Below are 7138 nucleotides of genomic sequence, written 5' to 3'. Positions count from 1 at the left end.
ACTGGTTTAAAGTTAATCCACTATATTTGCACCAACATCATCACAAACCTTACAGCATGAAGGTCGTCTGAAATTTTTCAGACGACCTTTTGAGCCTGTCAAACTATTGTCCTGAATCTTTCGGCTTCTGATTGGCGTTCTCAAACAATTTGTTCATAGGGGTCAGATTGATTGCATTGCCTTGACTGACTATCCATTTATCCTCCACCCGCCAAACACCCGAGGTATCTTCCACGCGCAGATACCAGTGGTTGGTCGGCGGCAGGGGTTTGAAAGTCGCTTCATACTCCATACGACCGTTTTGGATTTCCGCACTGACGGGGTGCAATTTGACGGTTTGGTCTTCCGATTTTTTAGTCGGGTGCATCAAAAGGAGATTCAAAGGCTGTTTGGGATCGAATTCCCCGCTGACAAACACTTTGGCCGCATCCTTATCCGGACTGATCAGCACTTGCACCTGCATATGCCGCTTCACTGCCTCTTCATCGCGGTGAAGCTGGATGTCGATGTGTTTGCCGTCTTTGTAATAGTCGTCCGTTACCAAATCGGTTGCATGTTCTTTGGCGACGAAGAACATGGCGACACTGGCAATCACGACGAAAATAGGCCCCGCCATCAACACCCACGGCCAAATGTGTTTGTACCAAGGTTTGACTTGTTTTTGCTCGGACACGTTTTATTCTCCGATAAAGGTTGCTTCTTCTTCCAAGATAGTGGGTTTGCCATCTGCTTTGCCGGTTTCGCGATAAGTGAAGGTAAACTCAATCGGATGGCTGCCCTTGTCGGCGTATTCAGGAATGGTGGAAACTTGGACAGGGATAGTCAACGTTTGGCGCGGTGCGATTTTCACGCCGCCTTCCGGCAATCCGGTCAGGGCAATTTCTTCAAAGCCTTTGACTGCCGCAGTCATCACTTGTTCGTTTTCGCTGTTGTTGATAATGCGCAGGTTGTATGCGTTTTCCAGCCAACCTTTGCTGTTTTCGCGCACCATCACGCCGCGGTCTTTCAAAATATCGACTTCGACCATTTTACGGGTGGAAAGTCCGACCAAGAAAGCAATAATAACCACCAGTAAAACAGCGCCGTATCCCGCCACACGCGGACGTTTCAAGCGTTTTTTGATGTCGCTTTCAGGATATTCGTGTTCCAACGCGCCTTCGGTTGTATAGCGTATCAGGCCGCGCGGATAACCCATTTTGTCCATAATTTCGTCGCAGGCATCAATACACGCCGCACAGCCGATACATTGATACTGCAAACCGTCGCGGATATCGATACCGACGGGACAGACCTGTACGCACATGGTGCAGTTGATGCAGTCGCCCAATCCGCTGTCTTCTTTGTTGGCGGTTTTCTTGCGTGCGCCGCGCGGTTCGCCGCGTTCGGTATCGTAAGAAATAATCAGCGTGTCTTTGTCGAACATCGCGCTTTGGAAGCGTGCATACGGACACATATGCAGGCACACTTTCTCACGCATAACGTGGGCAAAGAAGAAGGTCATGAAGCCGTAAAACGCTGCGGCAAACATCGCGCCGCCGCCCGCCGATCCGGCAAACAAGTCGGGAACGAACTGGCGGATCGGGACAAACCAGCCCGCAAAGGTAATGCCTGTCCACGCGCAGACAAGAAAAATCAGCAGAGCTTTAGTTGCTTTAATACGGATTTTAGTGAAATTCCACGGCGATTTTTCCAGCTTCAGGCGTTTGTTGCGGTCGCCTTCGACCAAGTTGTCGATCCACAGCATGATTTCGGTATAAACCGTCTGCGGGCAGGAATAGCCGCACCACAAGCGTCCGGCAATCGTCGTCCACCAAAACAGCCCGAAGGCGCAAATCATCAGCAGCAGGGCAAGGTAAATCAAGTCGCCCATACCCAACGACAGCCCGAAAATGAAGAAATGCCGGTCCGGAATATTGAAGAGTACCGCCTGACGGTCGCTCCAGTTGAACCACGGAATCACATAAAACACAAACTGCGTCGCCAATACGGCGGCTATACGCAATTTGGCGAACCGCCCTTCCGCTTTTTTCGGATGGATGCGTTCGCCTTCGGGATGGATTTGGATGACGCTGGATTTGGGTTTTGAGGGTTTGGGCGGAGCGGTTTTTGCCGGTTTCTCGGACTGCTCTTTCGGGGCAGCGTTTTTTTCTTCTGACACAGCGTTTTCGGCTTGGTTTTCTGTTGACATTTTTCAGTGTTCCTTCGTGTGTTTGCGCGCAGGTCTTTTATTCTGATTACTGGTTTGATTGGTTTTTCAGACGACCTTTTATATGCGTCGGAATCATATCATTTGAACTTGACCAAAGCAAAAAGCCCTACTTGGCTTTTATATGCCACCCGTTTTGATTTTTCTGTTGCCCGAGTCTGAAATCGGCGATATTCAAGCAGTTGCATATAACTGATGACGCTATGCTTATAGCGAATCGCTATATCTCTGATAAAAATTTATAAACTACTGTTTCAAAACGGAATAACAGTTAATCTCATCTGCTTTGCCTGTTTCAGACGACCCCTTATGCGGACAACTTTTAAAACAGGACAACGCGAAACCGATGCCGTACCGGTTTGAAGTTGTCCTTCCGATAGGCGGAAAGGTCGTCTGAAAGACGCCCGCATCCTTGAAAGCCTGCCCGAATCAGGCGATAATCAACGGGATTTTCTTTACCGTTACCGTTTCAAACCAATACAGCAAGGAAGGTACAAAATGTCTCAACTGGCAAACGCAATCCGTTTCCTCTCGGCCGATGCCGTTCAAAAAGCAAATTCCGGCCACCCCGGCGCGCCCATGGGTATGGCGGAAATGGCGGAAGTATTGTGGACGAAATTCCTGCGTCACAACCCTGCCAACCCCAAATTCTACAACCGCGACCGCTTCATCCTCTCCAACGGCCACGCGTCCATGCTGTTGTACAGCCTGCTGCACCTGACCGGCTACAATCTGAGCATTGAAGACCTGAAAAACTTCCGCCAACTGCACAGCAAAACCCCCGGCCACCCCGAATACGGCTACACCGACGGCGTGGAAACCACGACCGGCCCGTTGGGACAAGGCATTGCCAACGCGGTGGGTATGGCATTGGCGGAAAAAATCCTTGCCGCCGAATTTAATAAAGACGGTTTGAACATCGTCGATCACTACACCTACGTCTTCATGGGCGACGGCTGCCTGATGGAAGGCGTATCGCACGAAGCCTGTTCGCTCGCCGGCACCTTGGGCTTGGGCAAACTGATTGTTTTATATGATGACAACAATATTTCCATCGACGGCAAAGTGGACGGCTGGTTTACCGAAAACATCCCGCAACGCTTTGAAAGCTACGGCTGGCACGTCGTTCCCAACGTAAACGGCCACGACACCGCCGCCATTCAAGCCGCCATCGAAGCCGCCCGTGCCGAAACCGGCAAACCGTCTATTATCTGCTGCAAAACCTTAATCGGCAAAGGCAGCGCCAACAAAGAAGGTAGCCACAAAACCCACGGCGCACCTTTGGGCGCGGACGAAATCGAAGCCACACGCAAACATTTGGGCTGGACTTACCCCGCCTTTGAAATCCCGCAAGAAATTTACGACGCATGGAGCGCGAAAGAACAAGGCGCGAAACTGGAAGCCGAATGGAACGAGCTGTTCGCGCAATACCAAGCCAAATATCCTGCCGAAGCCGCAGAATTCGTGCGCCGCATGGATAAAAAACTGCCGGACAATTTCGATGCCTACGTTCAAACCGCATTGAAAGAAGTGTGCGCCAAAGCCGAAACCATCGCCACCCGCAAAGCCAGCCAAAACAGCATCGAAATTTTGGCTAAAGAGCTGCCCGAACTGGTGGGCGGTTCTGCCGACCTGACCCCGTCCAACCTGACCGACTGGTCAGGCAGCGTCTCCGTTACCCGCGACAAAGGCGGCAACTACATCCACTACGGCGTGCGCGAGTTCGGCATGGGTGCCATCATGAACGGCCTTGCCCTGCATGGCGGCGTGAAACCCTTCGGCGCGACTTTCCTGATGTTCAGCGAATACGAACGCAACGCCCTGCGTATGGCGGCGCTGATGAAAATCAACCCCGTCTTCGTCTTCACCCACGATTCCATCGGCCTCGGCGAAGACGGCCCGACCCACCAACCCGTCGAGCAAACCGCCACCCTGCGCCTGATTCCGAATATGGACGTATGGCGTCCGTGCGACACCGCCGAATCGCTGGTGGCATGGGCGGAAGCGGTAAAAGCCAAAGACCATCCGTCCTGCCTGATTTTCAGCCGTCAAAACCTGAAATTCCAAGCGCGCAACGAGCAACAACTGAACGACATCAAACGCGGCGGCTACGTCATCAGCGAATCCCAAGACAACGCCCAAGCCGTCATCATTGCCACCGGTTCCGAAGTCGAGCTGGCTCTGGAAGCGCAAAAAGCCCTCGCCGCGCAAAACATCGCCGTACGCGTCGTGTCTATGCCGTCCACCAACGTCTTCGACCGCCAAGACGCCGCCTATCAAGCCGCCGTCCTGCCCGAAGGCCTGCCGCGCATCGCCGTAGAAGCCGGACACGCCGACGGCTGGTACAAATATGTCGGACTGAACGGCGCAGTCGTCGGCATCAACCGCTTCGGCGAATCCGCCCCTGCCGAACTACTGTTCAAAGAATTCGGCTTTACCGTGGACAATGTGGTGGATACTGTGAAATCAGTGTTGTGAACGGCAGCCATCGCATCAAAGGTCGTCTGAAAACGGAAGATGAAGGTTTTCAGACGACCTTTTTCCTTTATAGTGGATTAACTTTAAACTAGGACGGCGTTACCTCGCCTTGCCGTACTATCCGTACTGTCTGCGGCTTCGTCGCCTTGTCCTGATTTAAATTTAATCCACTATAAAACTGCCCAAACCGGTTTAACAAAAATCCAAATACCCATACAGCGGCGCAACCCTTCCTACGCCAACGAAGTTGCATAGAAACGCCGGATAAAGCGTCGTCTGAACCCCTCCTATTCCCGATAATCTTTTGCCATATCTTGAAAGCCGCACCGTTAAACCGTAAAATTACACCTTACTAAATTTGATATAAATTTACATCCAACCTATCTTACCCGCCAATTATGATGACCCGCCTTACCGCCTATCGGAAAACCCTCCTCATCTGCCTGATTTTATGGGCATCCATCGTCGCCGTTTTCTCCGCCGAACGTTTCTTCATGCTGCACCATTTCGTTTCAGACGACATCCGCAGCCGTTATGCGGGCGATTTGGCGGCTTTGTTTGCCAAAGGGCTGTTGTTCGACATCAAAATCGCCTCCGTTGCTGCCGCCTTCCCCTTCCTGATCGGGCTGTTCGGACTGGCTACGCAGAAAACCGCCGCCTTTACCCTACGTCTCCTACCTACCGTCGCAACCGTCCTTTTCCTGACCGTCTTTGCCGCCGCGCTGGGCAACTGGTTCTATTACAGCGTTTACGACCGTCAATTTGACGTCTTCGTCTTCGGGCTGGCGGACGAAGATACCCGCGCTGTCCTGAAAACCGTCTGGTCGGACTATCCCGTCATTCCCTGTCTTGCCGCCTTGATTGCCGCAGCTTTCGTTTTCGGCAAAATCTTCAGCCTCATCCACCGCCGCACCCGCTTTCAGACGACCTCATGGGGGAAAACCGCTTGGATTGCCGCCGTCCTCTTACCTATCCTCGCGCTTGCCGCAGGCATACGCGGCTCGTTCGGCAAATTCCCCCTGCGTCAGACCGCCATGCAGATTTCTGCCGCACCGCAAATCAACAAACTCGTCCCCAACGCCCTGACCTCCCTAAGCTGGGCAGTCAACGAATACCGCAACAGCAACGACTTCCATCCCGTCTCCGACGAAGACGGCAGCCGGCTCATCAGTACCCTGCTCGATAAAAAAACCGACGCCGACTTGACGCAGCTCTTTGCCCAAACCGCCGCAAACGCCGCCGTCGAAAAACACCGTCCCAACGTCGTTCTCACCGTCATGGAAAGCATGAGTGCGCATCTCTTGAACATGGACAACCCTGAACGGGACCTCTTGGGCGAACTGGGCAAACACTGGCAGCAAGACTGGGTGTACCGCAAATTCGTTTCCGAGGGAGACGGCACCAGCGACACCCTGCACCGCTTCTTCGTCCGCAGCCCGCGCCTCAACCTCAGCCAATCCCTTGCTAAAAACAAAACCTTCCCAGGCAACATGTTCAAACCCTATCTCGATGCCGGCTACCGCGTCGTCTATATTACGGCGGGCAACGGCGGCTGGCGCGATTTCGACACCTTCCTGCGGCACTTGGGCGTCAACGAAATCATCGATGAAAACACCCTCAAAACCCACTATCCCGAAGCAAAATCCGACACATGGGGCGTACCCGACGAATTTATGTTCCGTTATGCGGAAGAAGAACTCGCGCGCGCCGAAAAAAGCGGCACGCCCGTATTCATCATGATGATGTCCGTGACCAACCATCCTCCCTACCGCCTGCCCGCGCCGCATCAGGCGAAAAACTTCCGCTTGGACGAACAAGAGCAGAAACGCCTTGCCAACCTCGCCTCAGGCAAAGAGCTGAATGAAATTTTCAACACCTTCCGATACAGCAACGACCAACTCGGCCGCTTTATCGGCAAAGTGAAAACCATCGCGCCCGACACCATTATCGCCGCCACCGGCGACCACAATATGCGCGCCATCGGCTATCCCGAATCCGCCGATGCCGCACTCGGCCACAGCGTCCCCTTCTACCTTTACGTTCCGCAAACCTACCGCGGCAGCGCCGAATACCATCCCGAACGTGCAGGTTCGCACAAAGACATCCTGCCGACCCTCTACAACTTAAGCCTGTCCAAATCGCGCTACTACCAAACCGGCTGCAACCTCACCGCCCCGCAACCCGATTCCGCATGGTGCGGCTACGGCTACAACCCCGAAGTCATCATCACCGAACGCGGTTTCTATCATCAACACAGCAAAGCATTCCACAAATGGGACAACAAAAACATCCAAACCGCTGAAAGCCGCCCAAGCACGCCGGATAACGAAGACCAAGCCATTATCCGCCGCGCCTCGGCATATACGCCGTTTCTTGAATGGCAGATCAACCGGATTATCAGCACCCAATAAATCCGTTTATAGCCAAAGGTCGTCTGAAAAGTTTCAGACGACC

The 7138-nt window shown here is 53.1% G+C and carries 4 protein-coding genes; 2 read left to right on the top strand and 2 right to left on the bottom strand.

Going from position 1 to position 7138, the window contains the following annotated elements; all coding sequences use genetic code 11:
- Positions 1-103: 103 nt before the first annotated feature.
- The gene (locus tag HMPREF2907_RS11285) at positions 104-673 is read right to left on the bottom strand and encodes a FixH family protein (RefSeq protein ID WP_003744335.1); all 570 of its coding nucleotides are present in this window, start codon (positions 671-673) and stop codon (positions 104-106) included.
- Between the two features lie 3 nt (positions 674-676).
- Entirely contained in the window at positions 677-2188 is a 1512-nt protein-coding gene (ccoG, locus tag HMPREF2907_RS11280) for a cytochrome c oxidase accessory protein CcoG (protein ID WP_070682751.1), read from the bottom strand.
- Between the two features lie 516 nt (positions 2189-2704).
- Between ccoG and tkt the strand changes: the two genes are divergently transcribed.
- Positions 2705-4684 (top strand): transketolase, encoded by a 1980-nt coding sequence (tkt, locus tag HMPREF2907_RS11275; RefSeq protein WP_070682750.1) that lies wholly within the window; start codon positions 2705-2707, stop codon positions 4682-4684.
- Positions 4685-5082: 398 nt separating this feature from the next.
- Positions 5083-7095, top strand: coding sequence for an LTA synthase family protein (locus HMPREF2907_RS11270; RefSeq protein ID WP_070682749.1), 2013 nt, complete (start codon positions 5083-5085; stop codon positions 7093-7095).
- Positions 7096-7138 lie beyond the last annotated feature (43 nt).

The sequence above is a fragment of the Neisseria sp. HMSC055H02 genome (assembly GCF_001813335.1).
Lineage (GTDB): Bacteria > Pseudomonadota > Gammaproteobacteria > Burkholderiales > Neisseriaceae > Neisseria > Neisseria sicca_C.
The sequence above is the reverse complement of the archived record's forward strand: the minus strand, read 5'-3'. Positions and strand labels throughout refer to the sequence as shown.

What these genes read in the sequence shown, in the direction of transcription:
- tkt (WP_070682750.1), top strand. Translation starts at nt 2,705, where the DNA reads ATGTCTCAACTGGCAAACGCAATCCGTTTCCTCTCGGCCGATGCCGTT.
- ccoG (WP_070682751.1), bottom strand. Translation starts at nt 2,188, where the DNA reads ATGTCAACAGAAAACCAAGCCGAAAACGCTGTGTCAGAAGAAAAAAAC.
- HMPREF2907_RS11270 (WP_070682749.1), top strand. Translation starts at nt 5,083, where the DNA reads ATGATGACCCGCCTTACCGCCTATCGGAAAACCCTCCTCATCTGCCTG.